Genomic DNA, 26,441 nt, shown 5'->3' on the forward strand with positions numbered 1-26,441 from the left:
GAGGGTCGGATGGTGAACCGACCCTCCAGGTACGCAAGCCGACTGTCCAGGTACGCGAACCGACCGGCCGGGTACGTCAGCGGGGGAGGCGGCGGAGGGCTTTGAGGCCGAACGTCATGCCTCGGGACCAGAGGGAGCCGGGGACCGCGCGGGGTGGGCGGAGGGCGAGGCCGCGCTGGAGGGCGATCGACTGGGACTCCGTGTACTTGAGCAGGCCCTCGGCGCCGTTGCGGCGGCCGACGCCGGAGTCCTTCATCCCGCCCATCGGCACTCCGACGCTGCCGAACGTCGCCGCGTAGCCCTCGTTCACGTTGACCGTCCCGGCCTTGAGCCGGGCCGCGACCTCCCAGCCCGCGCGGCCGTTGCGGGACCAGACGCTGGCGTTGAGCCCGAACGGCGTGTCGTTGGCCCGCTCGATGGCGTCGGTGACGTCGGTGTAGCCGTAGATCGACACGACCGGCCCGAACGTCTCCTCCGCGAACGGCAGCATGTCCGGGGTGACGCCGGACAGCACCGTCGGCTCGTAGAACAGCGGCCCGAGGTCCGGCCGCGCGCGGCCACCGGTGAGCACCGAAGCGCCCTTCGCGCGGGCGTCCTCGACGTGCGCCGACACCGCCGCGAGCTGCTCTTCCGACGTCAGCGACCCCATCTGGGCGTGGTAGTCCAAGGCGCCGCCGAGCCGCAACGCCGCGGTCCGGGCGACGAACGCCCGGGTGAACTCGTCGCGGATGTCCTCGTGGACGTAGATCCGCTCGACCGACACGCACAGCTGGCCCGCCGAGGAGAAGCACGCGGTCACCGCGCCCGTCGCGGCCTTCGCGACGTCGGCGTCGGGCAGCACGACCATCGGGTTCTTGCCGCCGAGTTCCAGCGAGTACGACGTCAGCCGCTTCGCCACCTGGCCGGCCAGCTCCTTGCCGGTCGGCGTGGAGCCGGTGAAGCAGAGGTAGTCCGACTCCTCGACCAGCGCGGTGCCGATCTTCGAGCCCCGGCCGAGCACGATCTGCCACGTCCCGGCGGGCAGCCCGGCCTCCTCGGCCAGTTCGTGCAGCCACAGCGCCGAAAGCGCGGTCTGGTTGTCCGGCTTCTGCACCACGGCGTTCCCCGCGGCCAGCGCCGGCAGGACGTCCATCGCGGTCAGGGCCAGGGGGTAGTTCCACGGCGAGATGATCCCGACGACGCCCTTGGGGTGGCGGACCTCGCCCGCGCGGGTCAGCCCGGGGACGACGCCGGCGACCCGGCGGGGCGCGAGGATCTTCGGCGCGTGCTTGCCGTAGTAGGCCGCCACCAGCGCGGTCGCGCTGACCTCGTCGAACGCGTCGAGCCGGGCCTTGCCGGCTTCGACCTGGATCAGGTCGAGCGCTTCGTCCTGCCGCGCGAGCACCAGGTCGTGCAGGCGGGTGAGGACGCGGGCGCGCTCGGCGGGGGAGTGGTCCGCCCACGCCCGCTGGGCCGTGCGCGCGCCGGCGAACACCGCGCGGACGTCGGCGTCGGTCGCCTGCGGCAGCGTCGCGATCGGCAGCCCGGTGAACGGCGCCCGCATCCGGATCGGCGCCGAGTCCGCGCCGCCCGTCACCCGGGCGACGAGCTGGGCCGCCCGCGCGGCGCCGGGTGCTCCGGCGACGCCGCCGACGGTCGGCGGCAACGTGGTGTCTTCGACTGCGTTCGCGGGGGTCGTGCTGGTCATGACGTCTCCGTTCCGGCGGAGTCCGCGCGACGTCGCGCAGGGGTTACCGACGAGTACACCATACCGTCGGTACGTCAGCTGTCCAGCGTGATGTGAATCAGATTCACGTATTGGGCGGGTGCAGCGGCGGCAGCTGGTAGTTCGGCTCGGTCGGGTCCTGCTGCTGCCCCGGGTGCTGCTGGGCCTGCGTCGCGCCGCCGTAGGGATCGGCGGGCTGCTGCGCCGGGAACGGCTGCGACGCCGGGCCGCCGTAGGAGGGCGGCTGCGGGCCGGTCTGCGGCGGCGTCTGCGCGGGGAACGGCTGCGACGGCGGATATCCCGGGTGCGGCTGCGCCGCATAAGGCTGGGCGACCTGCTGCGGCGGCGGCACCGGGTACGGCCGGGACTGCTGCTGGTACGGCCCCGGTGGCGCGACGGCCGCAGCCGCGGCGGGTGCCTGCCGCCCGGCCAGCGCCGCGGACACCAGCACCAGCACCGCGACGATCCCGCCGCCGATCACCAGCCAGAACCCGAGCCCGGTCGCGTAGTGCGACTTGATCGTCCCTTCCTCGGTCTCGTAGGTGAGGGTCGCCGACACGTCCATGCCGAGCATCCACACCGCCGCGGCCACTCCGGCGCCGCCCGCGACCAAGGCCGTCCGGGCGCCCGAACGCACGCCGGGGCGTGCCGAGCGGCGCGCTCCGGCGAACGCCAGCCCGGCGCCGGTCAGCAGCACCACCGCGCCGGCGGTGAGCGGGATGCCGTACCGCGCGACATGGGTGCTGTCGTAGAACTTCTTCGCCTCGCCGGTGGGCTCGACGGCGAAGGAGCGCGACCAGGCGCTGACCGTCTGGTCGCTCTCGGTCTTGCCGTCCACCACCTGCTCGAAGGACGTCTGCGGCAGGAACGACCCGGTGATCACCAGCACCGCGGCGAGCACGCCGAGGATCCCGGCGAACAGCCGGAAGAGTGCGCCCGGGTCGGCCGGCGGCGCGGGCGGCGGGCCGTAGGAGTACGGGTACGGGGCGGCGGTCATCGGAACTCCCCTCGTTCGGAGGGGATTGGACCACGAAATCCGCCTGCGGATAAGGGGCAAAGCACCCTGGTGGCGCTTCGCTGGTCAGCTCGGCGCAGCGGTGGCGTCCTGGTAGAGCAGGACGGCGATGCGCTTCCACTCGTCGAGGAGCTGCCGCCGCCGGTTCGGGTCGCCGCCGAGCTCGGCGTCCAGCGCGAGCCCGCGGGTGAGGTTCACGGTGAGCCAGAACAGCAGTTCCGCGCGTTCCGGCGGGAGTTCGCCCGCCACCTGGGTGACGTGCTCGAGCGTGGCGCGGCCGAGCGCGCGGTCGACCGGGCGGATGGCCGCGCGCAGCTCGGGGTCGGTGCGGGCGGCCACCCACAGCTCGGTGACGGCGGTCGAGAGCGTGCCGGAGTAGCCGGCCCACAGCAGGTCGATCGCCGCGGCCACCCCGCTGCCGCCGCCCGGCAGGTCTTCGAGCGAGGCCGCGAGCTGCCGGCGCAGCTTCGTCGTCAGGTGCTCGACCGCGGCGGCCATCAGCTCGGCCTTCGTGGTGAAGTGGTGCTGCACCGCGCCTTTCGACACGCCGGCGCGGGCGCAGATCTCCTGCACCGACGTGCGCGCGTAGCCGACCTCGACCAGGCAGTCGATGGTCGCGTCAAGCAGTGCCGTGCGGGTCTGCTCGCGCCGCTGCGCCTGGGTCCGGTGCGCCGTTTCGGTCACCGCGGCCTCCCTGCTTTACCTACCGGTCGGAATGCATGTACATTCCGACCAGAACTTACATGCTGATCGGAATGTTTTCCAGCAGGAGGGTCCCGTGCCGCTGCAACTGCCGAAGAGCTCGTGGAGCACGACCGAGCTCGAGGACCTCCGCGAGCTCGCGCGGTCGTTCCTGCAGAAGGAAGCCGTCCCGCACCAGGAGCGCTGGGCGGCGGAGAAGAAGGTCGACCGCGAGCTGTGGACGAAGGCGGGCGAGGTCGGCCTGCTCTGCCTCTCCATCCCCGAGGAGTACGGTGGGGGCGGCGGCACCTTCGCCCACGAAGCCGTCCTCTACGAAGAGCAGTCGCGGGCCGGCGACAGCGCATGGGGCGTCACCGTCCACAATGGAATCGTCGCGCACTACCTGCTCGCCTACGCTTCGGAAGAGAAGAAGCGCGAGTGGCTGCCGAAGCTGGCCACCGGCGAATTCGTCGGCGCGATCGCGATGACCGAGCCCGGCACGGGCTCCGACCTGCAGGGCATCAAGACCCGCGCGGTCCGCGACGGCGACCACTACGTCCTCAACGGCGCCAAGACGTTCATCACCAACGGTTTCCACGCCGACCTCGTCGTCGTCGCGGTGAAGACCGACCCGGACGCGGGCGCGCAGGGCGTCTCGCTGATCGTGGTCGAGACGGACACGCCGGGCTTCCGCCGCGGCCGCGTGCTCGACAAGGTCGGGATGAAGGGCCAGGACACCGCCGAGCTGTTCTTCGACGACGTCCGCGTGCCGGTGGGCAACCTGCTCGGCGAGGCCGAAGGCCAGGGCTTCGTCCAGCTGATGCTGCAGCTGCCGCAGGAACGGCTGATCATCGCCGTCACCGCGGTCGCCGGGCTGGAGGCGGCGGTCGACCTCACGCTCGAGTACACCAAGGAGCGCACGGCGTTCGGCCGCCCGATCTTCTCCTTCCAGAACACCAAGTTCACCCTCGCCGAGGCGGCGACCGAGGCCGCGGTGGCGCGGGCGTTCCTCGACCAGTGCATCGAACGGCACCTGCGCGGTGAACTGGACGTCCAGGGCGCGGCGATGGCGAAGCTGTGGACCACCGAGCGCGTCAACAAGGTGATCGACGACTGCGTCCAGCTCTTCGGCGGCTACGGCTACATGACCGAGTACCCGATCGCGCGCGCCTGGGCCGACGTCCGCATCTCCCGGATCTTCGGCGGCACCAGCGAGATCATGAAGGAAATCATCTCCCGCTCGCTCTGAAAGGCCCGACTATGAAGGAAGGTCCGCTCAGCGGCCTGAAGGTGGTGGAGCTCGCCGGTCTCGCGCCCGGGCCGTTCGCCACGATGATCCTCGCCGACCTCGGCGCCGACGTCGTCCGCGTCGATCGCGCGCAGCCGGGGGAGGACGTCCTCGGCATCGGCACCGATCCGCTCGCCCGCGGCCGCCGGTCCGTCGGCATCAACACCAAGACACCCGAGGGCGTCGAGCTCGTGCTGAAGCTGTGCGACACCGCCGACGTCCTCATCGAGGGCTTCCGGCCCGGCGTCGCCGAGCGGATCGGGCTCGGCCCGGACGTCGTGCACGCCCGGAACCCGCGGCTGGTCTACGGCCGGATGACCGGCTGGGGCCAGGACGGTCCCCTGGCCACGGCGGCCGGGCACGACATCAACTACATCGGCATCGCCGGCGCGCTGGAGCCGATCGGGCGCGCGGGCGAGCGGCCGGTGCCGCCGCTGAACCTCGTCGGCGACTTCGGCGGCGGCGGGCTGCTGCTGGCGATGGGTGTCCTGGCCGCGCTGTACGAACGGAACACGTCGGGCCGCGGCCAGGTCGTCGACGCGTCGATGGTCGACGGCGCCGCGCTGCTCACCACGAGCCTGCACGGCATCAAGGCGGCCGGGCTGTGGTCCGAGGGGCGCGGCGAGAACATGCTCGACGGCGGCGCGCCCTTCTACGACACGTACGAAACCGCGGACGGGAAGTACGTCGCCGTCGGCGCGATGGAGATGCGGTTCTGGGGCGCCCTGGTCAAGGTGCTGGAGCTGGACCCGGCGGAGCTGCCGCTGCACGTCGACCGGACGCAGTGGCCCAAGCTGCGCGAAATCGTGGCGGGGGCGATCGGCAAGCACACGCGCGACGAGCTCGTCGCGCGCGCCGAAGGCACCGACGCGTGCCTGACGCCGGTGCTGTCGCCCGAAGAGGCGGCTTCGCACCCGCACAACGCGGCGCGCGGCACGTTCGTCGAGATCGGCGGCATGGTCCAGCCGGCGCCCGCGCCGCGCTTCGACCGGACGCCGCCGTCGACGCCGGAAGCACCGCGGGCCAAGGGCTCCGACACCGAAGCGGTGCTCGCCGAACTGGGCGTCACGGATCTCGAAGCCCTGCGTGCGGCGGGGGTGATCGCCTAGCTCGTCGCCAGGTCGGAGCGCACGACCGAGTAGATGACGTGGTCGCGCCACTCGCCGTCCCGGAAGCCGTAGCCGCGGAGCACGCCTTCGCGGGTGAAGCCGGCTTTCTCGAGCGAGCGCTGTTCGGCGCGGTTGCCGACCTCGGTCGTCGCCTCGACCCGGTTGAGCTGGGTGTGCGCGAAGAGGTAGCCGACGAGCAGGCGCTGGGCTTCGGTGCCGTAGCCGTGGCCGCGCGCTTCCGGCGCCAGGACGAGGCCGGCGTTCCAGCAGTAGGACGTCGGCCCGGTGCGGGTGCGGTGCCAGGAGACGAGCCCGAGGACGCGGCCGCCGAGCGTCGGGACGAGCATGCCGGTCTCGGCGGTGAGCATCCCGGTTTCCAGCCACCGGCGCCGCAGGTAGCCGGGATCGTGCCAGCCGAACCACTGGTGCTCCCCGGCGGCGATGGGATCGTTGGTCAGCTGTTCCAGCAGGCCGAGATCGCTTTCGGCCACCGGCCGGAGCTCCACCCGGGCACCGTCGTCGTCCATCCGGAGACCTTATCGGCCGCTTGACCGGAACCGGCACGGCTGCCGGCAAGACAGCTCGCTAGAGGCATCACCCGTGACTGAGAGGTCGACACGCGTGTTCCGGGGGTCGACACGCGTGATCCGGGGGGTCGACACGGCGAAACCGGAGGCCCGGCCGTGTCGACCCTCCGATCACGCGAGTCGACCTTCCCTTCACGGGTGATGCCCCTTCAATCACGCGTGATGCCTCCCTGATCACGGGTGATGCCCGGCCAATCACGTGAAGGTGCCGTGGCGGCCTTCGCCGCCGGCGAAGCGGGCCGCGCCCTCGACCGCCTCCGCGGCCAGGGTGCCCGGACCCATCGCGGCGGCGAACTCCGCGGTCAGCGCGTCCTCCTCGGACTTGCCCCACTGGGCCAGCGCCGAGCGCCGGTCGCCGCGCAGGCAGGCCTGGGGGAACGCCGCCAGCTGCCGGGCGAGCTCCTGCGCGGCGGAAACGGCCTCGCCCGCGGGGACCAGCCGGTTGGCCAGGCCGATGCCCAGGGCCTCGGTGGCGTCGACCGGACGGCCCGTCAGGATGAGGTCCATCGCGCGCGACTGGCCGATCAGGCGCGGCAGCCGCACCGTCCCGCCGTCGATCAGCGGGACGCCCCAGCGGCGGCAGAACACGCCGAACACCGCCGTCGCGTCCGCGACCCGCAGGTCGCACCACAGCGCCAGCTCGAGCCCGCCCGCGACGGCCGGCCCGTGGACCGCCGCGATCACCGGTTTGCCGAGGACCATCCGGGTGGGCCCCATCGGGCCGTCCCCGTCCGGGTGAGTGCGGTTCATCCGGTCGGTGCCGATCGCCTTGAGATCGGCCCCCGCGCAGAACGCGCCGCCGGCTCCGGTGAGCACCGCGACGGCCGCGTCCGGGTCCGCGTCGAACGCGCGGAAGGCGTCGGCCAGCTCCGCCGCCGTGGGCCCGTCGACGGCGTTGCGCGCCGCCGGGCGGTCGATGGTGATCGTCGTCACCGCACCGTCCCGCTGCACCAGCACGTTCCGGGACATGGCCGCTCCTGGGCTGATCGAGGTGTCTTCCACGCACGCCTTCCCTACAGTATTGGGGTGGCCACTCCCAGGACGGGGACGGCGAGCCGGGGAGGAAGCACATGTCGGGCGGCGTGAAGAAGATTCTCATCGTGGGCGTGGTCGCGCTCGTGCTCTTCCTCCTGATCACCCAGCCCACCCAGTCCGCCGACTTCGTGCACCGGGTGCTCGGCTGGCTCAAGGACGGCGCCGAAGCGATCGTCACGTTCTTCCGCGCGCTCTTCTCCTGACCAGGTGCTTCTCCGTACCGGCGCCGCCACGGGCGGTGCCGGTGACTACCCTGCGTGCAAACGGACGGTAAATCACCCAGTGTCACCAGTCTCGGAATTCGGACTCCGGCACTCGACCATCCGGGTGGATTGCGGCCGAAAACACGCTGGTCGCCGAATTCGTACCACCCGGGGTCTGGCGAAGACGACCACCCCGGCCCTACGGTGCTCACATTGCGTGATCGGGTGGTTCGCCATCCCCCCGGAGAACCCCGGTACGCAGGCAGTTTCCACTCAGCAAGGTGCAGGTTGGTGCGTGCGGCACCACCGCGTGGGACAGGCGTCAGGGCCTGTCCGTCGGGGACCTACAAGGAGGCAGGGATGACCGGAGATCCCGGAGTGGACGCGTTGATCCGGCAGTGGGCCGCCGAGCGCGAGAGGACTCCCGAGGAGCAGGAGGTCGACCGCATCGCTTCCGCGTGGCTGGCCGACGCACCCGCGCAGGCGCCGGGTATTCCCGGCCAGCGTGCGCGCACCGGGCAGTCGCGGTTCGTCCCGGTGGAGTCGGCCGACCCCGGCTACCTCGCCGCGATGCGCAGCCGGCTGCCGGAGGTGCCCGAAGAGCTCCTCACCGCCGCCGCGGGCTGGTGGCAGATGGTCGGCGGCGTCGCCGAGGCCGAGGAGTGGTGGGACGCCGGCATCAGCCCGCTCGACCAGCGGGCCCTCGACTACCGGGCGGCCGGGCTCGCGCCGTCCGACCTGAGCCGCCGGCTCGGGCCGATGACCGTTCTGCAGCACCTGCGCCGCGGCAGCGCCCCGGCCTGGTGCGTGGCGCGGCTCGCGCGCCAGCAGAAGTCCGCCTGACGAGACGTTTTCCACTCGGCCGGGTGACCCGGTGTGGTGAGACGATCGGGACGGCCCGCGTAACGCTAACCTGCGCGGGCTCGTTGACAGTCCGTCGACCCACGCTGGAGGACCGGAGTTTCGTGCGCATCAGGACCGGAAAGACCGAGGACGACCCGATCGGCGCGCACGCCGAGGAAGCCGTTCCCGCCCCACCGGCACCGCGCTCTCCGGGCGTCGCCGTGCTCACCCGGCTGCTCGTGGTCCTCGCCGTGCTGGCCGTGGCCGGCGGCGGGATCTGGCTCGTCACCCGCGCCTCGACGCCCGAGGCGAGCCCGACGACCACCGAAATCCCCGCCTTGCAGGTCAAGGCGGCCGACGTCCGCCCGGGGTCGGTCGCGCCGGCCGGCGGCGCGGTGGCGGGCGGGGCCGAGCAGCAGACGTCGCCCCAGCAGGCCCGTCCGCGCGAGACGGGCCCGGCGACCCTTGCGCAGTGGGCGGCCCAGGTCGCCGCGGCCACCGGCGTCCCGGCCCGGGCCTTGCAGGCGTACGGCAACGCCGAGCTGGCGCTGCGCGCGGACCAGCCGGGCTGCAAGATCTCGTGGGCGACGCTCGCGGGCATCGGCCGCATCGAGTCCAACCACGGCCAGTACGCGGGCGCGGTCCTCGGCGCCGACGGCCGCCCGTCCAAGCCGATCATCGGCGTCCCGCTCGACGGCTCGGCCGGCGTCCAGGCCATCGGCGACACGGACGGCGGCCGCTACGACGGCGACGCCGGGGTGGACCGCGCGGTGGGCCCGATGCAGTTCATCCCGGGCACCTGGCGCAAGTGGGCTTCCGACGGCAACGGCGACGGCCTCGGCGACCCCCAGCAGATCGACGACGCGGCCCTGGCGGCGGCGCGGTACCTGTGCGCGGGCGGCCGAGACATGGCGAGCCCGAGCGGGTGGTGGGCCGGGATCCTGTCGTACAACAACTCGACGGAGTACGCGCAGAAGGTGTTCGGTTTGGCGGACGGCTACGCGAAGGCCGCACAGGCGGCACGCAAGCAGGGCTGAGAGCCCGGCCACCCCGTGCGCGACCGCGCGCTGTCTCTCAGGCGCCCAGTGCTAGCGTCGAAGCGTGCCAGCTTCCGAGACCGCCTCCCCGCGGGGACGGCGGATCGCGATCGTCGCGACCTGTCTGGTGAGCCTGCTCGTCTGCTGCGGGCTCGCCTGGTGGCAGTGGGACCGCTTCACCTCCGCGAACGGCACCTTCCAGAACCTCGGCTACGTCCTGCAGTGGCCGCTGTTCGGGCTCTTCCCCGCCTTCATGTTCTGGCGGATCCGCAAGCTCAACCAGAAGGCGGAAGCCGCTGAAGCGCCGGTGGCCGAGAAGCCCGAAGTGCCCGCCCCCCGTCCCCGCCCGGCAGTGCAGACGCACCCGGACGAGGACGAGGAGCTGGCCGCCTACAACCGTTACCTGCGCGAACTGAACGCCCGCGACCAGCAGGCAGCAGAGTGAGGACGACGACCCGATGACCACCAGCACCGAAGGCGCCCGGACCGCCGTTCCCCTCGCCGGCCCCCTGGTCCGGTTCCGCACCGCCGCCTACGTCACCGGCGTCGGCCTGCTCGGTCTCTGCTTCGTCATGGTGCTGCGGTACGGCTTCGGCAACCCGACGCCGTCCGCGGTCTACTCGCCGATCCACGGCGTCCTCTACATGATCTACCTGGTGCTGACGATCGACCTGGCGATCAAGGCCCGGTGGTCGATCAAGGGCACCGTGCTCGTGCTGCTGGCCGGCTGTGTCCCGTTCGTCTCGTTCCTCGTCGAGCGCCGGGTGACGCACAAGGTCAAGGCCGGGCAGAAGCTGTAGCGCGGCGGAACGTCAGCGCCACCAGGAAGGTGCCGGCCGCGAACGCCGCGGCCGTGGCGAACGCCGCCGTCATGCCGTCGACCGTCAGCTGGGCGCCGGTCGTGCCCGCGGAGCGGGTCACCGAGCCGAACACCGTGACCAGCACGCCCAGCCCGAGCGTGCTGCCGACCTGCTGCATCGTCTGCAGCACGCCGCCCGCCGCGCCGGCGTCCTCGTTCGGCACGGTGGCCATCACGATCACGTTCAGCGGCGCGAACGCCAGCCCGCCCCCGAGGCCCATGAGCAGCAGCGGCCCCAGCAGCGCCGGGAAGTACCCGCTCGCCGTGGTCAGCGTGGCGAGCCAGCCGACGCCGGCGACCATCAGCAGCGACCCGGTGATCGCCAGCGGCTTCGGCCCGTAGCGGGGGAGCAGCCGCGGCACGAGCCGGCTCATCGTGAAGATCAGCGCCGCCATCGGCAGGAAGGCGAACCCGGTGGCCAGCGCGGCGTAGTGCCGGATGTCCTGCATGAACTGGGTGAGGAAGAAGAACATCGACATCATCGCCATCGGGCCGAGGAAGAAGTTGACGTAGGCCGCGCTGCGGTTGCGGTCGGCGAACAGCCGCAGCGGCACCAGCGGCATCGCGGTGCGCGCCTCGATGGCGACGAAGCCGGCGAGCAGCACCAGGCCGGCGCCGAGCGAGCCGAGCGTCACCGCGTTGCCCCAGCCGTCGGACGCGGCGTGGGTGAAGGCGAACACGAGCGAGCCGACGCCGAGGGTGCCGGTGATCGCGCCCGGCAGGTCCAGGTGCGCGCGACGGCGGTCGGGTTCGGCCACGAACCGCGGCGCGAGCAGGGCGATCGCCAGGCCGAACGGGACGTTGATGAACAGCGCGGCGCGCCACGAGATCCACTCGGTGAGCAGGCCGCCGACGATCAGGCCGATCGCGAAGCCGCCGCTGGACATCGCGGAGAACAGCGCCAGGGCGCGGACGCGGGCCTTGGCCTCGGTGAACGTCGTGGTGACCAGGGCCAGGGTGCTCGGGCCCGCCATCGCGGCCCCGACCCCCTGCAGGACGCGCGCGGCGATGAGCAGCGCGGCCGAGTCGGCGAGCCCGCCGGCCAGCGAGGCGAGCGTGAACACGACGGTGCCGGCGACGAACATGCGCCGCCGCCCGAACAGGTCGCCCGCGCGGCCGCCGAGCAGCAGCAGACCGCCGAAGACCAGGCTGTAGGCGGTCATCACCCAGGACAGCCCGGTGGCGGAAAACCCCAGGTCGGCCTGGATGCGCGGGAGCGCGACGTTCATGACGGTCGCATCGAGGATGAGCATGAGCTGGCCGGTGAGGATGATCGCGAGGACCACCCCGCTGCGGCGGGAGCGCGCCGGTGTGGGCGCACGATCGAGCGTGTGTTGCGACAAGGGATACTCCCCCGAGGAGTAAGAGAAGAAGCGGAGATGTTCTCCGCTTGGCTGTGATCCGATAATATGGAGAGTGTCTCCGGATGCGCAAGTGAATTCGGAGAATCTCTCCGGTTAGTTGGCGAGGAGGCCGGGATGCCGGACAGCGGGCGTCCGATGCGCGCGGACGCGAGGCGCAACTACGAGCGCATCGTCGCGACGGCGAAGGACCTCTTCACAAGCCACGGCGCCGACGTGCCGCTGGACGACGTCGCCAAGAAAGCCGGCGTCGGCGCGGGCACGCTCTACCGGCACTTCCCGACCCGGGAAAAGCTGTTCGAGGCGGTCTACCGCGAGGAGATCACGGTGCTCGCCGACCGCGCGTTCGCCCTGCACGACGAGCTGCCGCCGTGGGAGGCCCTGGAAGCGTGGCTGCTCGCCCAGGTCACCTGGGTGGTCGAGCGGCACAAGCTCGCGACGATCCTCAAGGAGTCGATCGACTCCGGCTCCGAGACGTTCCTGTACTGCCAGAAACGGCTCCGCGAGGCGACGGGCGTGCTCGTCGAAGCGGCGCAGGAGGCCGGGCTGGTCCGGCCGGACGTCGTCGGTGCGGACGTCCTCCGCCTCGGGCACGGCGCCGGGATGGCCGTGCGCAACTGCAGCCCGGAAGACGGCAGGCGCGTGCTGAACGTGATCCTGGACGGCCTGCGCGCCTGACGGCTCAGCTGCCGATGCCGGTCATCGAGCGGACCTCCATCTCCGCCTGCTTTTCGGCGTCCGCCTTAGGCCGGCCGACCAGCGTCCCGACGAACCCGCAGAGGAACGAGAACGGGATCGACACCAGACCGGGGTTCTTCAGCGGGAACCAGGCGAAGTCGATGCTCTTGAAGATCGAGTCCGGGGCGCCCGAGACGACCGGCGAGAACAGCACCAGCAGCAGGCACGCGATGAGGCCGCCGTACATGCCCCACAGCGTGCCGGTGGTGTTGAACCGCTTCCAGAACAACGAGTACAGCAGCGTCGACAGGTTCGCCGACGCGGCCACGGCGAACGCCAGCGCCACCAGGAACGCGACGTTCTGCCCGTTCGCCAGCACCCCGCCGACGATCGCCAGCGCGCCGACCACGATCGCGGTCAGCCGCGCCACCCGGACCTCGTCCGCCGGTTCGGCCCTGCCGCGCTTGAAGATGTTCGCGTAGACGTCGTGGGCGAACGAAGCCGACGCGGTGATCGTCAGCCCGGCCACCACCGCGAGGATGGTCGCGAACGCCACCGCGGCGATCACGCCCAGCAGCAGCGTCCCGCCGATGTGCAGGGCCAGCAGCGGCGCCGCCGAGTTCTCCCCGCCCGGGGCGCTCTTGATCTCGTCCGACCCGACCAGCGCGGCCGCGCCGAAGCCGATCACCAGCGTGCACACGTAGAAGATCAGCATGCACACCGTCGCCCAGACGACCGAGCGGCGCGCCTCCAGGGAGTTCGGCACCGTGTAGAAGCGCATCAGGAGGTGGGGCAGCGAGGACAGGCCGAGCACCAGGGCGAGCGCGAGCGACACGAAGTCGAGCTTGGTCGTGTCGTCCTTGCCGTAGGAACCGCCCGGTTCCAGCAGGTGCTCGCCCAGCGGGCTCTTCTCCGTCGCGGCCTGGAGCAGGTTCGAGAAGCTGAAGCCGTACTTGCCGATCAGGAACACCGCGATCAGCACGACGGCGAGCATCAGCACGCCGGCCTTGATGATCTGCACCCACGTGGTGCCCTTCATCCCGCCGACCAGCACGTACAGGACCATGACCAGGCCGACCACGCCGATCACCAGCGCCTGCCCGAGCCGGGTGTGGATGTCGAGCAGCAGGGCGACCAGGCCGCCGGCGCCCGCCATCTGCGCCAGCATGTAGAACAGCGAGATGACCAGGGTCGACGTTGCCGCCGCGGCCCGGACCGGGCGCTGGTTCATCCGGAAGCTGACGACGTCACCCATGGTGAACCGGCCGGTGTTGCGCAGCAGCTCGGCGATCAGCAGCAGGTCGACCAGCCAGGCGACCAGGAAGCCGATGGAGTAGAGGAAGCCGTCGTAACCGTGGACGGCGATCGCGCCCGCGATGCCGAGGAACGACGCCGCCGAGAGGAAGTCGCCGGAGAGCGCGATGCCGTTCTGGCGGCCGGTGAAGGCGCTGCCCGCGGCGTAGTAGTCCGACGTCGAAGAGGTCCGGCTGCCGGCCCGGTAGACGACGTACAGGGTGATCGCCACGAACAGGGCGAACACGACGATGTTGACGACGGGGTCGCTGGCGCGCAGCCCGCCCGCGGCGAGCGCGGTCATCGGCGCTTCTCTTCCGCCAGGCCCGCGCGCGCCCGCAGCTCGGCGACCCGCGGGTCGAGCCGGCGGCGTGCGTAGCGCAGGTAGAGGGCGGTGATCAGCGCGGTGCTGACGAACTGGCCGAGGCCGAGCAGGATGCCGACGTTGACCTGGCCGAACACCTTGCGGCTCATGAAGTCGTGCGCGTACGCGGCGAGCAGCACGTACGTCATGTACCAGGCGAAGAAGGCGAAGCTCATCGGGAAGACGAAGCCGCGGAACCGGCGGCGCAGCGAGACGAACTCCGGGCTGGCCTGGATCGCGGGGTAGTCGGGGCCCGAGGGGGCGGCGGGCCGGTGAGGCGGAACCCCGGCCGGGCCGGACCCGGCGGGCAGGACCGGGATCCGGCTGGTCTCCTCGAGGGCGTTGCCCGGCGTGGGCCGCGCTACGTCGTACATGGTGCCTCCGGCGGGGTGCCTCCGTGGCGGCGGGCCCGGGCGCCTGCGAGCAGGGCGCGGGCCGCCCTTGCGGACTGCGAGCGCACATCGTAACTACGCCATCCGGCGGCGCCCGAAGTGGCCGGACCGTCCGGTCGGTTCGGACGGAGGTATTCCTTTTCCCTTCGCTCGTGTCGAATGGGGTGACCGGCGGGAACGCGGCGCGGAGAACGTCCGCAATGCCGAAAAGAATTGTGACGGGAAGTTGTCGCAGTCGCACTGCGGTGCGGCAAACGGGTTAACGGCGCTAGACAACTTGCCGAGTCGGTCACGCAAGGTAGCCAAATCGCGGGCTTGATCCTGCTCGCGGGTGGCTCCGAAGCTGCGCAATTCGGGGAGGATCCACTGGTCAGCGCCGGGATCCGAAAGAAATCACCAGGTCGGGGCGGGGGAACGCGCAACGCCACAACATCGGGCACACCTTCGGGCTTGACCCACCCGTTGGAGGTACGGAGTGTAGATCGACCGAGGGATACTGCTACCCTGCCTGGGCTAATCGGGTGACGACCGGATGCGTCCGGTCCTCGGTCCGGTAACCAGGATTGCCGCTTCGGGAGCGACGCGGCGGAATGTCTTGGCCCGTGTCCGGTCGTGAAAGCACTTTTCGCAGGTCAGCGCCCGAACGGGGAACACAATTGACCGGTACGGCATCGGGGGTACGATTCTTTGGCCCAGCTGACCGCAGCGATCGATTGGCACCGATAAAGTTGATCTCGATCACCGTGCACAACGCAACTTGCGACATGCACGTGCATAGTCCCGGGCAGCAGGTTCCCGGGCTCGAGACGGCGGGGCGGTGCCTGCCCGGCGACGGGCGCGCGGACGGCGGGGCGACCGGGGACGAGCGAGGGCGCCGGGGAAGCGGCAGGGTGGGGACGGCACGGCCGTCCGACGGCCCGCCGCGAGCCGGGACGCCGCGCCGCCGACGCGGATCCATGACGCCGGACAGGGAGTCACTCACGTGACCGTTGCAGGAGAAGGTCAGGTGCCCGTCGGGGAACTGCTCGGCCGAGCGCCCCGGCGGTCGAAGGGGAAGGCCGTGTGGCGCGCGCTCGTGCAGTGGCGCGACTGGAGCCTGCCCGTCAAGCTTTCGGCCGTCACGGTCGTGCCCATCGTCCTCGCGCTCGTGCTGGGCGTCGCGACGATCGCCGCGCAGGTCGGCCGCTCGGACGAGTACCAGCGGCTCGACCGGCTCGTCGCGCTCGGCAGCGGGGTGCGCACGCTCACCACCGCCCTCCAGCAGGAGCGCACGGTCACCTCCGCGATGCTGACCGAGGGCACCGTCGGCGGCACCCCCGAGCTGGCCGCGGCGCGCAAGGCCACCGACGCCGCGACCGGCCCGTTCACCGCGGAACAGGCCCGCGCCGCCGAAGCCGAGCCCGGGGTGTCCGGCGCCGCGGGCGCGGCCTCCGCGCAGGTCGGCAACCTCGCCTTCCTGCGCCGCCAGGTCGACGGCGGCCAGCTCGACCCGAGCCAGGCCATCACGGCGTACTCGGCGCTCACCGCGTCGCTCATCAGCCTGGACACCGCGGCCACGGCGGGCGCCGGCGACGGCACCCTCGGCGGCATGCCCGCCGGCCTGCACGAACTGCTGGTCGCCGGCGAGCAGGTGTCGCTCAGCCAGGCCGTCGTCTCCTACGGCATCGGCCGGGCCGGGCTGACGCCGAGCGAGCTGGCCACCCTGCGCGCCGCCGAGCAGCGGCTCGCCGACCGGCTCGTCGACTTCCGCTCCGCCGCGGGCGACACGCTGCAGCGCGACTTCGCCGCGATCGCCGAAGGTGCGCAGGCACAGGGCCGCGCCCGGATGGTCGAGACGGTGCTGAACGCCCAGAGCGGCGCGGTGGACGACGCGTTGCGCGCGCTGTCGGCCGCGGACTGGACCACCGCGTCCGCGGCGATGCGCGCGCAGATCGGCGGGCTCGCCGACCGGCTCGGCGCGTCGGCGTCGCAGACCGCCGCGGACCTGGTCGACTCCTCCAGCAGCGGCGCCGGCCTGCTCGCGGTGCTGCTGTTCGCCGCGATGGTGCTGGCCGTCGCGGTCGTCTTCCTCATCACCCGCCAGCTGCTGCGCTCGCTGAAGGTGCTGCGCCGCAGCGCCCTCGACGTCGCCGAGACCGCGCTGCCGGAGGCGGTCCGCAACATCCAGGAGGGCCGGGCGCAGGGCACCGACGTCCGGCCGGTCCCGGTGCACACCGACGACGAGGTCGGCGAGGTGGCGCGGGCCTTCGACAAGGTGCACCACCAGGCGCTGCGGCTGGCGACCGAGCAGGCCGCGATGCGCACCGGCTACGGCAGCGTCTTCGTCAACCTCTCGCGGCGCAGCCAGAGCCTGGTGCAGCGGCAGCTGCAGCTGATCGAGCAGCTCGAGCGCGACGAGGAGGACGCCGACCAGCTGGCGACGCTGTTCCAGCTCGACCACCTCGCCACCCGGATGCGGCGCAACAACGAGAACCTGATGGTGCTCTCCGGCGCCGAGCCGGGCCGCCGGTCCGGGAAGCCGGTCGGCACCACCGACATGCTGCGCGCGGCGGTGTCGGAGATCGAGCAGTACCAGCGCGTCCAGGTGCAGCCGCCGCCCCCGGCCCGGATCGTCGGCTACGCGGCGAGCGACCTGATGCGCCTGGTCGCCGAGCTGCTGGACAACGCCACGGCGTTCTCCGCGCCGGAGACCACCGTGACGGTGGCTTCGCGGCTGGGCGAGAACGGCTCGCTCGAGATCGACATCCTCGACAAGGGCATCGGGATGAACGAGTGCGAGGTGATCGAGGCGAACACCCGGCTGACCGAGGCCGGTTCGGTCGACCTGGTCACCTCGCGCCGGATGGGCCTGTTCGTCGTCGGCCGGCTGGCCAGCAGGCACCGGATCGGGGTGTCGCTGCACGGCGGCAAGGACATCGTCGGCGTCCGCGCCACCGTCATCGTCCCGGCGGAGCTGGTGATGCCGGTGACCGACGGCCCGGCGACCGGCCCGATCGGCGCCCTGCAGCAGCACCCGGCGAGCCCGGCGGCGGGCAACCGGCTGCCGCGCCGCCCGGTCAACGGCGCCACCCGCCCGCGCCCGGTGGTGCCGCAGCAGCCGGCGATGGGGGAGGAGCGGTGGCCGTCGGCGAGCGACCTCGCCGGGCTGTCCGGTGTGCGCCCGCCGTCGGACCTGGAGATTTCGGGCACGGCGCTGTTCTCCCCGATCGAGAAGGGCCCGATCGAAAAGGACGACGTCCCGCCGCAGCGCCCGGCCCTGCCGCAGGTGCCCGCGGTGCTGCCGGTGCCGTCGGGCCCGCCGCCGCGCGGCGAGGACCTGCCGGCGGGCAAGGATCTGTTCACGGCCAACGAGACGACGCTGAGCGACTGGTGGCAGGAGGCGACGGCGGGCTCGGAGCCGCCCCCGCCGGCCCCGGCACCGGACCGTTCGGAGACGACGCCGATCTTCGACGAGATGCTCTCGGCGTGGTTCCGCGAGGACAAGCCGTCGGCGGAGGAGGAGCCGGCCGCTTCCCCGGAGACACCGCCGGAGGAGCGCCGCAGCTGGGATTTCGCGAGCGACGAGAACTTCCGCACGGTCCAGGAGCGGACGAAGGCCGAGCCGACGGCGTTCACGGACGCGGGCCTCCCGCGCCGCCGCCGCGGCGAGCAGCTGCTCCCGGGCAGCGCCACCCCGGCATCCCCGGCGGCGACGCCCAAACCGGCCCCGGCCCGCCCGGACCTCCCGGTCCGCGACCCGGCGGACGTCCGCGGCCGCCTGAGCAGCTTCCAGCAGGGCGTGACCCGCGGCCGCCGCCAGGCCGCGGCCAAGCGCACCCGCCCGGCCCAGCCGACCCCCGGGACACCGGTGGGGCCGGGGCTGGGGACGGCCCAGTCCGCGGGCCAGTCGGCCCAGCAGGCCACCCCGCAGCCGCAGCAGGCCGAGCAGGGCCCGGAGACGGCGCGGCAGGCCGAGGCCGCTCAGCAGGCCGCGCCGGGCTCGTCCGCGCCCCTGGAGCCCCGCACGCCGGAGCCGGCCCAGGCTGCGGCGCCGCCCGCCGCCGATGCACAGCCGGCCGAGTCGCCGGAGCCGAAGCTGCAAGGCGACATCTTCGCGGACGGGACGCAGCCGGATCAGCAACCGTCCGCCGGAGAGGCACTGCCGGCGGGCTCGGGCTCCGCGCAGGGTGCGCTGCCGCAACCGACCCCGAAGCCGACGTTGCCGCAGCCGAGCCGGCCGGCGCCGCCCGCCGCCCTTCCCCAGCGGCCCGGGCCCCTCCCACAGCCGAACGGCCGGCGCCCGGACGTGTTCCAGGAATCCGGGCAGCTGCCGATCGCCAACGGCCGTCCCGTGGTCCCGCCGTCGTCGCTGCCCAGCAGGAAGGCTCCGGAGACGCCCGCTCCGCGCCGCGAAGAGACCGCCGTCGAGGCCACCACCGAATGGAATTTCGGCACTGACGACGGCTGGCGTGCGGTGCAAGCGGTGTCCCAGTCGACACCCTCCACCTTCACTTCGGCAGGATTGCCCCGGCGCCGTCGCGGGGAGCAGCTGCTCCCGGGCAGTGCCGGACCGTCCACCGGGGCCACGGCCCCCCGACCACAACGGGACGCACACGACGTGCGCGGCCGCCTGCGGAGTTTCCAGCAGGGCATCGAGCGCGGACGCCACCGCACCGCACAGGCGGCCGAGAACAACCACGAGACCTTGGAGGGTGAATGACCTCGCCGAGTAGCGCTCAGCCGACGCAGAACCAGTTCGGCTGGCTGGTGAACGACTTCGCGGAGCGGGTGCCCGGCGTGGCCCACGCCGTGGTCGTCTCGGCGGACGGCTTGCTGCTGACCGCGTCGAACCGGCTCCCGCTCGACCGGGCCGACCAGCTCGCCGCCGTCGCTTCCGGGCTGGTCAGCCTCACCCAGGGCGCGGCCCGCTGCTTCGAGGCGGGCGCGGTCAACGAGACCGTCGTCGAGATGGAGCTGGGCATCATGGTGCTGATGTCGATCAGCGACGGGTCCTGCCTGGCCGTGCTCGCCGCCCCCAACTGCGACATCGGGCAGGTCGCCTACGAGATGACGATGCTCGTCGACCGGGTCGGCCAGATCCTGACCCCGGAGCTGCGCGCTCAGCTTCAGGGCTCCGGGGGGTCGCTGATCGGCGAACCGGTGGGATGATGGCGCGATGAGCACGGGGTCCGGATTCGACGGCGAACCACCCGCGGGGCACAGCCCCGCCGGGCGTGGGGACGACGGCACGTTCGCCGACGTCCTCAACGGGTTCACGCTGGATTCCGGCCGTGCCCGCCGGAAGCGCAAAAAGAGCAAGGAGTCCCCGCCACCCCCGGCCGCCGGTGCGCACGCGGCCGCGGATCCGCCGGCGCCCGCGCCGTCGGCCGACCAAGGAGATCGTGTGACCTCTTTAGTCTCTCCACCCGGCAGTACCGACGGGGACAGCCCCAGGCCGGGCGGGCTGTTCGACCCGGGCCCGCCCAGCGGCGAATTCGTCATGCCCGCGGTGTTCGAGCCGCCGCCCGCGCCCGAGGAGCTGACGGCGATCGTCCGGCCCTACGCGCTGACCGGCGGCCGGACCAAGGCGAACTACGCCCTGGAGCTGGAGACACTGATCTCCGCGAAGGACTACGCTGCCACCGGTGGCTTCCCCGAAGTCGCCGCGGAGCAGATCGAGTGCATCTCGATCATGGAAGAGTGCCGGACCCCCCGTTCGGTCGCCGAGATCGTTTCGGCGCTGCGGGTGCCGCTGGGCGTGGCCCGGGTGCTGATCAGCGACGCGGCCGACGCGGGGCTGGTCACGGTGCACAAGACGATTACCGGCAATGACGGCGCCGAGGCACATCTGGTGTTGATGGAAAGGGTTTTGAGTGGACTCCGTCGGCTATAAGGCACCGCGGGACACCGCGCCCCCGACCATGACATCGGCCAAGATCGTGGTGGCCGGCGGCTTCGGTGCGGGGAAGACGACCTTCGTCGGGTCGGTGTCGGAGATCGTGCCGCTGACCACCGAGGCGATGATGACGGACGCCAGCGTGGGCGTCGACAACCTCGACCACACGCCGGGCAAGTCGACGACGACCGTGGCGATGGACTTCGGCCGGGTGTCGCTGGACGCGGACCTGATCCTGTACCTGTTCGGCACGCCCGGGCAGCAGCGGTTCTGGTTCATGTGGGACGACCTGGTCCGCGGCGCCATCGGCGCGGTGGTGCTGGCCGACACGCGCCGGCTGGCCGACTCGTTCGCGCCGATCGACTTCTTCGAGGACCGCGGGCTGCCGTACATCGTCGGCATCAACACGTTCGACGGCGTGCTGGAGCACGACATCAACGACGTCCGCGAGGCGCTGTCGATCGACCCGAACATCCCGATCGTCCGCTGTGACGCGCGGGACCGCGAGTCGACCAAGCAGACGCTGATCACGCTGGTCGAGTACGCCATGCGGCAGTGGATCGCGCTGCGGGCGGCCAACGCCCGCTGACGCCGTCGGGCGGGGCCCGGGACAGGCCCGGGCCCGGGGTCGCTCACGCGCGCCGGAAGCGCAGCAGCACGACCTGCCCGTCGAAGGTGCGCGACTCCGCCAGTTCGAGGCCGAGCCGCGCGGTGCCCTCGGCGAACGGGCGCTTGCCGCCGCCGAGGACGACCGGGTGCACGAACACCTGGTACTCGTCGATCAGGCCCCGCGCGGTCAGCTCGGCGGCCAGCTCCGCGCCGCCCATGAGCAGCACGTTCTCACCCGGCTCGGCCTTCAGCGCCGTCACGGCTTCGGTGAGGTCGCCGCCGAAGACGCGGGTGTTCCAGTCCGCCTTGTCCAGCGTCCGCGAGAACACGACCTTCGGCGTCTCACGCCACACCGGCGCGAAGGCGATGTCGTGCGGGTGGTCCGAGATCGACTCGGCGACCGGCCAGTACGAGGACATCATGTCCCAGACCTTCCGCCCGTAGGCGAACTCGCCGGCGCGCGCGCTCAGCTCCTGTGCGTAGGCCGACAGCTCCGGGCCCATGACCGGCCAGTCGAACTCGCCGTTCGGGCCCTCGACGCAGCCGTCGAGCGAAGTGTGGACCATGTAGACGATCTCGCGCATTTCCGTCTCCTCTGTCGGGGTCTGACACCCGGAGGTCGGAGCCGCGGCGGCGGACCGGACACGCCCTCGAAAAGTTTTCAGTACTCGTCGTGACGGCGCCACCACGAGCTGGGAGCGTCGTCGCCGCGGCTCTCCTCCTCCCACGCCTCCTGCCGCCCCAGCGGCGTGATGTCGAGGTACCGGTGCGAGGACAGGAACATCTCGCCACCTCGGCCGGAGGTGAAGTAGGTGCGGTAGACCTCGTCGCCGTCGCGGAGGAACACGCTGACGCCGAACCCGGTCCCGACGCCGCAGTCCTCGGTGAAGCCGCTGCCGTGCGCGGACACCCACGGGACGTCCCAGCCCATGCGCGCCTTGTACCGCTCGATCTCGGCGAGGGTGGCGGGCGCGACCACGGTGAGCGTGACGTCGCGGGCGTTCAGGTGCGCCAGGTGTGGCAGGTTGTCGACGATCAGCGAGCAGCCGGGGCAGCCCGCCTCGTCGCCCGGGTGCAGCATGAAGTGGTAGACGATCAGCTGGCGGCGGCCCTCGAACAGGTCGAGCAGGCTCTTCTCCCCGTCGGCGCTGTCGAACCGGTACTTCGTGTCGAAGCGGACCATCGGCAGCCGACGGCGCTCGGCGGCGAGGTGGTCGCCCGCCTTCATGTGCGCCTTCTCCTTGGCGAGCAGCGCGTCGCGCGCGGCCTGCCACTCTTCGGGCGAGACGACGGCGGGCAGGGTGGCGGTCATCGGGTGTCCTTCCTTCGGATGAAGCCGGTCAGGTCCTCGAAGCTGGAGGTCCAGCCTTCCTCGTGGCCGTCGCGTTCGGCGGCGGTCGGGAAGCCGGTCTGGACGAAGGTCATCTCGGTCTTGCCGTCGAGGTCGGCGAAGCCGATCGTCACGAGCGTCTCCTGCCCCTGGGCTTCCCAGGCGAAGGTGAACACGAGCCGGTCGGGCGCGCTGACCTCGCGGTAGACGCCGTGCATCCAGTGGTCTTCGCCTGCGGGGGAGTGGATGCAGGCCCGCCAGCGGCCGCCGGGGCGCGGGTCGACGGTGACGGCGGAGCAGGTGAACCCCTGTGGGCCGAACCAGCTCGCCAGGTGGTCCGGTTCGGTCCACGCGGAGAACACGAGTTCGCGCGGGGCGTCGAACACGCGGGTGATGGTCAGCTCAGGCATCGCCGGTCAGGGTCCTCAGGTGCTCCTCGAGGCGGTCGAAGCCGCCGTCCCAGAACCGGCGGTAGGCCGCGACCCAGTCGGCGACGTCCGCCAGGGGTTTCGCGTCCAGCCGGCAGGGCCGCCACTGGCGGGTGCGGCTCCGGGTGATCAGCCCGGCCTGTTCCAGCACCTTCAGGTGCCGGGAGACGGCGGGCAGGCTCATCGTGAACGGTTCGGCGAGCTCGTTGACCGTCGCTTCGCCGGCCGACAGCCGGGCGAGGATGGCCCGCCGGGTCGGGTCGGCGAGCGCCGAGAACGTCCGGCTCAACTGGTCAGTCGTCATTTCAGCACCTTGTTAATTAACGGATTTGTTAAACATAGCGCCGAGCTGGCCGTTGTCAAGTTCTCCTGGGCTGCCCCTGAGATCCGCATCACGGGTCATCGGGTTTCCAATAGTAGGAAGCCAAAGTATTTTGGAGGGATGAGCAGCGAGCTGTACCGCCCCGTGCACCCCGTCCGCTTCGTGACCGCGTCGAGCCTCTTCGACGGCCATGACGCGTCGATCAACATCATGCGGCGGATCCTGCAGTCCCAGGGCGCGGAGGTGGTGCACCTCGGCCACAACCGGTCGGTCGACGAGGTCGCCACCGCGGCCGTCGCCGAGGACGTCCAGGGGGTCGCCATCTCCGCCTACCAGGGCGGGCACGTGGAGTACTTCTCGTACCTGGTCGAGCTGCTGCGCGAGCGCGGCGCCGGGCACATCAAGGTCTTCGGCGGCGGGGGCGGGGTGATCGTGCGGGAGGAGATCGAGCTGCTGCACTCGCGCGGCGTCGCCCGCATCTTCTCGCCGGAGGACGGCTACGAGATGGGCCTGCCGGGCATGATCAACTTCATGATCAAGGCCTGCGACGTCGACCTCGCGGCCGAGGCCCCCTCGCTGGACAAGGTGCTCTCCGGGGACGTCGCCGCGCTCTCGCGCGTCATCACCCAGCTGCAGGCTTCGCAGCTGCCCGACGACCTGCTGGGCGGGATCACCGAGGCCGCGGGCAAGCGCGCGGTGCCGGTGCTCGGCATCACCGGCACCGGCGGCTCGGGCAAGTCGTCGCTCACCGACGAGCTGATCCGCCGCTTCCGCCTCGACCAGGAGGACAAGCTGCGGATCGCGGTGCTCGCCGTCGACCCGTCGCGGCGCAAGGGCGGCGGCGCGCTGCTCGGCGACCGCATCCGGATGAACTGCCTCGACGGCTCCCCGGTCTACTTCCGCTCGCTCGCGACGCGCACGACGTCCGGCGAGATCCCGGCCGGGCTGAGCGAGTCGATCCTGGCCTGCAAGGCCGCCGGGTACGACCTGGTGATCGTCGAGACGCCGGGCATCGGCCAGGGCGACGCCGGCATCGTCGACTTCGTGGACAACTCGCTGTACGTGATGACGCCGGAGTTCGGCGCCGCGTCGCAGCTGGAGAAGATCGACATGCTCGACTTCGCCGACGTCGTCGCGATCAACAAGTTCGAGCGCCGCGGCGCCGAGGACGCCCGCCGCGACGTCGCCCGCCAGCTGGTGCGCAACCGCGAGGCCTTCTCTTCGGCGCCGGAGGACATGCCGGTGTACGGCACGAGCGCCGCGAAGTTCAACGACGACGGCGTCACCGCGCTGTACCAGCACCTGCGCGGGATGCTCGCCGAGCGCGGGCTCACCGTGTCCGCGGGGACGCTGCCGCGCGTGGAGGGCAAGGTGTCCACGGACGCCTCGACGATCATCCCCGGCAACCGGGCCCGGTACCTGGCCGAGATCTCCGAGACCGTGCGCGGCTACCACGCGAAGACGCAAGCGCAGGTCGCCGCCGTCCGCAAGCACGAGGCGCTGGCCCTCGCGCGCGAGGAACTCGCGAAGGTGGACGCGTCGACCGACGCGCTGGACGGCCTGCTCGCCGCCGCCGAGTCCGATGTGGACGGCGAGTCGACAAAGCTCCTTTCGCGCTTCCGCGAGCTCGCCGAGGAGTACCGCCAGGACGAACTGGTCGTGAAGATCCGTGACAAGGAGCTGCGCACGCAGCTGTGGCGCGACACGTTGTCGGGCAACCGGATCCCGCGCGTCGCCCTGCCGCGGTACGCCGAGTCCGGTGAGCTGCTGTCGTTCCTGCGCCGCGAAAACCTGCCGGGTTACTTCCCGTACACCGCGGGCGTCTTCCCGTTCAAGCGCGACGGCGAGGACCCGGCGCGGATGTTCGCCGGCGAGGGTGACGCGTTCCGCACCAACCGCCGGTTCAAGCTGCTTTCGGCCGACTCGGAGGCCAAGCGGCTCTCCACGGCGTTCGACTCGGTGACGCTCTACGGCCACGACCCCGACACGCGTCCCGACATCTACGGCAAGGTCGGCACGTCGGGCGTGTCCATCGCGACGCTCGACGACATGAAGGCGCTCTACGACGGCTTCGACCTGACCGCGCCGAACACGTCGGTGTCGATGACCATCAACGGCCCGGCGCCGACGATCCTGGCCTTCTTCCTCAACACGGCGATCGACCAGAAGCTGACGGCGTTCCGCGAGGAGCACGGCCGCGAGCCGTCCGACGCCGAGGCCGCCGAACTGCGCGAGTGGGTGCTGAAGAACGTCCGCGGCACGGTGCAGGCCGACATCCTCAAGGAGGACCAGGGCCAGAACACCTGCATCTTCTCCACCGAGTTCAGCCTCCGGATGATGGCCGACATCCAGGAGTGGTTCATCTCCCGCGGCGTGCGGAACTTCTACTCGGTATCGATTTCCGGCTACCACATCGCCGAGGCCGGGGCGAACCCGATCTCGCAGCTGGCGTTCACGCTGTCCAACGGCTTCACCTACGTCGAGTCGTACCTCGCGCGCGGCATGGACATCGACGACTTCGCGCCGAACCTGTCGTTCTTCTTCTCCAACGGCATGGACGCCGAGTACTCGGTGCTCGGCCGGGTCGCGCGGCGGATCTGGGCGGTGGCCATGCGCGAGCGCTACGGCGCGAACGAGCGGTCGCAGAAGCTGAAGTACCACGTGCAGACGTCCGGGCGGTCGCTGCACGCGCAGGAGATGAGCTTCAACGACATCCGCACCACGCTGCAGGCGCTCTGCGCGCTCTACGACAACGCGAACTCCCTGCACACCAACGCGTTCGACGAGGCGATCACGACGCCGTCGGAGTCTTCGGTGCGCCGCGCGATGGCCATCCAGATGATCATCAACAAGGAGTGGGGCCTGTCGAAGAACGAGAACCCGCTGCAGGGTTCGTTCGTCATCGACGAGCTGACCGACCTGGTCGAGGAGGCCGTGCTGGCCGAGTTCTGCCGGATCAGCGAGCGCGGCGGCGTCCTCGGCGCGATGGAGACGGGCTACCAGCGCGGCAAGATCCAGGACGAGTCGATCCTGTACGAGCGCAAGAAGCACGACGGCTCGCTGCCGATCATCGGCGTCAACACGTTCCGCAACCCGCACGCGGGGGAGGAGGACGTCGAGGTCGAGCTGGCGCGGGCCACGGAGGACGAGAAGAAGTCCCAGCTGGACCGCCTCGCGGACTTCCGGCACCGCCACCACGAGGAGGCCCAGCAGGCCCTGAAGGCACTGCGCGAAGCGGCCACCCGCGGCGGCAACCTGTTCGGGGTGCTGATGGACGCGGCGCGGGTGTGCTCGCTGGGCCAGATCACGGAGGCGTTCTTCGAGGTCGGCGGCCAGTACCGGCGCAACGTCTGAGCCGCATCGCCGTGCGGAGCCGGGTAACGACCCGCTCGCCCGTCCCGACTGTGTTCGTGACCAGTCGGGACGG

The 26,441-nt window shown here is 71.6% G+C and carries 25 protein-coding genes; 13 read left to right on the forward strand and 12 right to left on the reverse strand.

Going from position 1 to position 26,441, the window contains the following annotated elements; genetic code table 11:
- Window positions 1-76 precede the first annotated feature (76 nt).
- From ACWED2_RS34290 to ACWED2_RS34300, 3 genes are all read right to left on the reverse strand, one after another.
- The gene (locus ACWED2_RS34290; protein WP_449694665.1) at window positions 77-1,687 is read right to left on the reverse strand and encodes a succinic semialdehyde dehydrogenase; all 1,611 of its coding nucleotides are present in this window, start codon (window positions 1,685-1,687) and stop codon (window positions 77-79) included.
- 103 nt (window positions 1,688-1,790) lie between these two features.
- A complete protein-coding gene (locus ACWED2_RS34295; protein WP_449694666.1) occupies window positions 1,791-2,702 on the reverse strand; it encodes a hypothetical protein in 912 nt (303 codons plus the stop codon).
- 84 nt (window positions 2,703-2,786) lie between these two features.
- A complete protein-coding gene (locus ACWED2_RS34300; protein ID WP_449694667.1) occupies window positions 2,787-3,404 on the reverse strand; it encodes a TetR/AcrR family transcriptional regulator in 618 nt (205 codons plus the stop codon).
- A 94-nt stretch (window positions 3,405-3,498) separates the two neighbouring features.
- Between ACWED2_RS34300 and ACWED2_RS34305 the strand changes: the two genes are divergently transcribed.
- Window positions 3,499-4,650, forward strand: a complete 1,152-nt coding sequence (locus ACWED2_RS34305) for an acyl-CoA dehydrogenase family protein (protein ID WP_449694668.1) — start codon at window positions 3,499-3,501, stop codon at window positions 4,648-4,650.
- A gap of 11 nt (window positions 4,651-4,661) precedes the next feature.
- Window positions 4,662-5,798 (forward strand): CaiB/BaiF CoA transferase family protein, encoded by a 1,137-nt coding sequence (locus ACWED2_RS34310; RefSeq protein WP_449694669.1) that lies wholly within the window; start codon window positions 4,662-4,664, stop codon window positions 5,796-5,798.
- On the opposite strand, the gene ACWED2_RS34315 is transcribed toward ACWED2_RS34310, so the two are convergent.
- Together ACWED2_RS34315 and ACWED2_RS34320 are read right to left on the reverse strand one after the other, a co-directional pair.
- A complete protein-coding gene (locus ACWED2_RS34315) occupies window positions 5,795-6,325 on the reverse strand; it encodes a GNAT family N-acetyltransferase (protein WP_449694670.1) in 531 nt (176 codons plus the stop codon). The two genes, ACWED2_RS34310 and ACWED2_RS34315, sit on opposite strands and share 4 nt — an antisense overlap.
- A 255-nt stretch (window positions 6,326-6,580) precedes the next feature.
- Window positions 6,581-7,354 carry a crotonase/enoyl-CoA hydratase family protein gene (locus ACWED2_RS34320; protein WP_449694671.1) on the reverse strand — a complete coding sequence of 258 codons (774 nt, stop codon included), beginning with the start codon at window positions 7,352-7,354 and terminating at the stop codon, window positions 6,581-6,583.
- Window positions 7,355-7,455: 101 nt separating this feature from the next.
- Between ACWED2_RS34320 and ACWED2_RS34325 the strand changes: the two genes are divergently transcribed.
- The 5 genes from ACWED2_RS34325 (at window position 7,456) to ACWED2_RS34345 (ending at window position 10,303) form a co-directional block, all read left to right on the forward strand.
- Complete coding sequence (locus ACWED2_RS34325) at window positions 7,456-7,623, forward strand: hypothetical protein (RefSeq protein ID WP_014466828.1); 168 nt, start codon at window positions 7,456-7,458, stop codon at window positions 7,621-7,623.
- Between the two features lie 360 nt (window positions 7,624-7,983).
- Window positions 7,984-8,466: a hypothetical protein gene (locus ACWED2_RS34330; RefSeq protein WP_013224355.1), complete on the forward strand. Its 483-nt coding sequence runs from the start codon at window positions 7,984-7,986 to the stop codon at window positions 8,464-8,466.
- Window positions 8,467-8,588: 122 nt separating this feature from the next.
- A complete protein-coding gene (locus ACWED2_RS34335; RefSeq protein WP_449694672.1) occupies window positions 8,589-9,503 on the forward strand; it encodes a lytic transglycosylase domain-containing protein in 915 nt (304 codons plus the stop codon).
- A gap of 64 nt (window positions 9,504-9,567) precedes the next feature.
- On the forward strand, window positions 9,568-9,948 hold the full coding sequence (locus ACWED2_RS34340; protein ID WP_449694673.1) for a hypothetical protein: 381 nt from the start codon (window positions 9,568-9,570) through the stop codon (window positions 9,946-9,948).
- A 13-nt stretch (window positions 9,949-9,961) separates the two neighbouring features.
- Entirely contained in the window at window positions 9,962-10,303 is a 342-nt protein-coding gene (locus ACWED2_RS34345) for a DUF3817 domain-containing protein (RefSeq protein ID WP_449694674.1), read from the forward strand.
- Here the strand turns inward: ACWED2_RS34345 and ACWED2_RS34350 are convergent.
- Window positions 10,281-11,705: an MFS transporter gene (locus tag ACWED2_RS34350; protein ID WP_449694675.1), complete on the reverse strand. Its 1,425-nt coding sequence runs from the start codon at window positions 11,703-11,705 to the stop codon at window positions 10,281-10,283. The two genes, ACWED2_RS34345 and ACWED2_RS34350, sit on opposite strands and share 23 nt — an antisense overlap.
- A gap of 135 nt (window positions 11,706-11,840) precedes the next feature.
- Between ACWED2_RS34350 and ACWED2_RS34355 the strand changes: the two genes are divergently transcribed.
- On the forward strand, window positions 11,841-12,401 hold the full coding sequence (locus ACWED2_RS34355; RefSeq protein ID WP_449694676.1) for a TetR/AcrR family transcriptional regulator: 561 nt from the start codon (window positions 11,841-11,843) through the stop codon (window positions 12,399-12,401).
- 4 nt (window positions 12,402-12,405) lie between these two features.
- Here the strand turns inward: ACWED2_RS34355 and ACWED2_RS34360 are convergent, their stop codons facing one another.
- Window positions 12,406-13,998 (reverse strand): solute symporter family protein, encoded by a 1,593-nt coding sequence (locus ACWED2_RS34360; protein WP_449694677.1) that lies wholly within the window; start codon window positions 13,996-13,998, stop codon window positions 12,406-12,408.
- Window positions 13,995-14,432, reverse strand: coding sequence for a DUF485 domain-containing protein (locus tag ACWED2_RS34365; protein ID WP_449694678.1), 438 nt, complete (start codon window positions 14,430-14,432; stop codon window positions 13,995-13,997). Before ACWED2_RS34365 ends, ACWED2_RS34360 begins: the two co-directional genes overlap by 4 nt.
- Before the next feature lie 1,024 nt (window positions 14,433-15,456).
- Here ACWED2_RS34365 and ACWED2_RS34370 point away from each other — a divergent pair.
- Genes ACWED2_RS34370 through ACWED2_RS34385 form a run of 4 tightly spaced genes read left to right on the forward strand, consistent with a single transcriptional unit; the run spans window position 15,457 to window position 20,914 of the window.
- Complete coding sequence (locus tag ACWED2_RS34370; protein ID WP_449694747.1) at window positions 15,457-19,149, forward strand: nitrate- and nitrite sensing domain-containing protein; 3,693 nt, start codon at window positions 15,457-15,459, stop codon at window positions 19,147-19,149.
- Window positions 19,146-19,598 (forward strand): roadblock/LC7 domain-containing protein, encoded by a 453-nt coding sequence (locus ACWED2_RS34375; RefSeq protein ID WP_004561253.1) that lies wholly within the window; start codon window positions 19,146-19,148, stop codon window positions 19,596-19,598. The genes ACWED2_RS34370 and ACWED2_RS34375 overlap by 4 nt, the downstream gene beginning before the upstream one ends.
- 7 nt (window positions 19,599-19,605) lie before the next feature.
- Complete coding sequence (locus ACWED2_RS34380) at window positions 19,606-20,322, forward strand: DUF742 domain-containing protein (protein WP_449694679.1); 717 nt, start codon at window positions 19,606-19,608, stop codon at window positions 20,320-20,322.
- Window positions 20,303-20,914: a GTP-binding protein gene (locus tag ACWED2_RS34385; RefSeq protein WP_033261921.1), complete on the forward strand. Its 612-nt coding sequence runs from the start codon at window positions 20,303-20,305 to the stop codon at window positions 20,912-20,914. The genes ACWED2_RS34380 and ACWED2_RS34385 overlap by 20 nt, the downstream gene beginning before the upstream one ends.
- Before the next feature lie 43 nt (window positions 20,915-20,957).
- Here ACWED2_RS34385 and ACWED2_RS34390 read toward each other — a convergent pair whose 3' ends face one another.
- The 4 genes from ACWED2_RS34390 to ACWED2_RS34405 form a co-directional block, all read right to left on the reverse strand.
- Window positions 20,958-21,518, reverse strand: a complete 561-nt coding sequence (locus tag ACWED2_RS34390; RefSeq protein ID WP_449694680.1) for a dihydrofolate reductase family protein — start codon at window positions 21,516-21,518, stop codon at window positions 20,958-20,960.
- 77 nt (window positions 21,519-21,595) lie between these two features.
- Complete coding sequence (locus ACWED2_RS34395; RefSeq protein WP_449694681.1) at window positions 21,596-22,246, reverse strand: DUF899 domain-containing protein; 651 nt, start codon at window positions 22,244-22,246, stop codon at window positions 21,596-21,598.
- Window positions 22,243-22,674 carry an SRPBCC family protein gene (locus ACWED2_RS34400; protein WP_449694682.1) on the reverse strand — a complete coding sequence of 144 codons (432 nt, stop codon included), beginning with the start codon at window positions 22,672-22,674 and terminating at the stop codon, window positions 22,243-22,245. Before ACWED2_RS34400 ends, ACWED2_RS34395 begins: the two co-directional genes overlap by 4 nt.
- Complete coding sequence (locus ACWED2_RS34405; RefSeq protein ID WP_449694683.1) at window positions 22,667-22,996, reverse strand: ArsR/SmtB family transcription factor; 330 nt, start codon at window positions 22,994-22,996, stop codon at window positions 22,667-22,669. Before ACWED2_RS34405 ends, ACWED2_RS34400 begins: the two co-directional genes overlap by 8 nt.
- 138 nt (window positions 22,997-23,134) lie before the next feature.
- Here ACWED2_RS34405 and icmF point away from each other — a divergent pair, with 138 nt between their 5' ends.
- A complete protein-coding gene (gene icmF, locus ACWED2_RS34410) occupies window positions 23,135-26,368 on the forward strand; it encodes a fused isobutyryl-CoA mutase/GTPase IcmF (RefSeq protein ID WP_449694684.1) in 3,234 nt (1,077 codons plus the stop codon).
- Window positions 26,369-26,441 lie beyond the last annotated feature (73 nt).

It is taken from the genome of Amycolatopsis sp. NPDC005003 (assembly GCF_053600695.1).

Bases quoted from the DNA above. Each gene is read 5' to 3' on its own strand.
- ACWED2_RS34405 (WP_449694683.1), bottom strand. From the start codon at position 22,996: ATGACGACTGACCAGTTGAGCCGGACGTTCTCGGCGCTCGCCGACCCG.
- ACWED2_RS34360 (WP_449694677.1), bottom strand. From the start codon at position 13,998: ATGACCGCGCTCGCCGCGGGCGGGCTGCGCGCCAGCGACCCCGTCGTC.
- ACWED2_RS34390 (WP_449694680.1), bottom strand. From the start codon at position 21,518: ATGCGCGAGATCGTCTACATGGTCCACACTTCGCTCGACGGCTGCGTC.
- ACWED2_RS34295 (WP_449694666.1), bottom strand. From the start codon at position 2,702: ATGACCGCCGCCCCGTACCCGTACTCCTACGGCCCGCCGCCCGCGCCG.
- ACWED2_RS34330 (WP_013224355.1), top strand. From the start codon at position 7,984: ATGACCGGAGATCCCGGAGTGGACGCGTTGATCCGGCAGTGGGCCGCC.
- ACWED2_RS34365 (WP_449694678.1), bottom strand. From the start codon at position 14,432: ATGTACGACGTAGCGCGGCCCACGCCGGGCAACGCCCTCGAGGAGACC.
- ACWED2_RS34290 (WP_449694665.1), bottom strand. From the start codon at position 1,687: ATGACCAGCACGACCCCCGCGAACGCAGTCGAAGACACCACGTTGCCG.
- ACWED2_RS34355 (WP_449694676.1), top strand. From the start codon at position 11,841: ATGCCGGACAGCGGGCGTCCGATGCGCGCGGACGCGAGGCGCAACTAC.
- ACWED2_RS34325 (WP_014466828.1), top strand. From the start codon at position 7,456: ATGTCGGGCGGCGTGAAGAAGATTCTCATCGTGGGCGTGGTCGCGCTC.
- ACWED2_RS34395 (WP_449694681.1), bottom strand. From the start codon at position 22,246: ATGACCGCCACCCTGCCCGCCGTCGTCTCGCCCGAAGAGTGGCAGGCC.
- ACWED2_RS34315 (WP_449694670.1), bottom strand. From the start codon at position 6,325: ATGGACGACGACGGTGCCCGGGTGGAGCTCCGGCCGGTGGCCGAAAGC.
- ACWED2_RS34310 (WP_449694669.1), top strand. From the start codon at position 4,662: ATGAAGGAAGGTCCGCTCAGCGGCCTGAAGGTGGTGGAGCTCGCCGGT.
- icmF (WP_449694684.1), top strand. From the start codon at position 23,135: ATGAGCAGCGAGCTGTACCGCCCCGTGCACCCCGTCCGCTTCGTGACC.
- ACWED2_RS34345 (WP_449694674.1), top strand. From the start codon at position 9,962: ATGACCACCAGCACCGAAGGCGCCCGGACCGCCGTTCCCCTCGCCGGC.
- ACWED2_RS34400 (WP_449694682.1), bottom strand. From the start codon at position 22,674: ATGCCTGAGCTGACCATCACCCGCGTGTTCGACGCCCCGCGCGAACTC.
- ACWED2_RS34375 (WP_004561253.1), top strand. From the start codon at position 19,146: ATGACCTCGCCGAGTAGCGCTCAGCCGACGCAGAACCAGTTCGGCTGG.
- ACWED2_RS34320 (WP_449694671.1), bottom strand. From the start codon at position 7,354: ATGTCCCGGAACGTGCTGGTGCAGCGGGACGGTGCGGTGACGACGATC.
- ACWED2_RS34380 (WP_449694679.1), top strand. From the start codon at position 19,606: ATGAGCACGGGGTCCGGATTCGACGGCGAACCACCCGCGGGGCACAGC.